The sequence below is a fragment of the Variovorax sp. Soil_C_17 genome, from assembly GCF_057657265.1.
The window spans coordinates 1-246 of the sequence record NZ_JBDGIT010000073.1; the positions used below are offsets into that span (position 1 = coordinate 1).

At 72.4% G+C, this 246-nt stretch carries 1 protein-coding gene; it reads right to left on the bottom strand.

All coding sequences use genetic code 11. The annotated features are described in order from the left end of the window. Window positions 1-63: 63 nt before the first annotated feature. Window positions 64-246 (bottom strand): hypothetical protein (locus AC3A6Y_RS35090; protein WP_487872802.1); only part of this gene is annotated, 183 nt, incomplete at its 5' end.

Consider the following 246-nt stretch of genomic DNA (forward strand, 5'->3'; position numbering starts at 1 on the left):
GGCCTTGATTTCCGCCTGTGGCGGTGGTGGCAGCGGCGTGAATGGCCTTTCGGCAGGCGCCGGTCAGGGAGCGTCGAGCGATGGCAGCAGCAGCAGCAGCAGCAGCAGCAGCAGCAGCAGCAGCAGCAGCAGCAGCGGCACCGGCGCGCCCGAGGCCGCCAGCAGCGATGCCGCCAAGGCAGGCAAGGTCCGCCGTGCCGTGCGCACGCGCGAAGACATCGAGCGCGAGCGTGCGCGCGAGCGCCA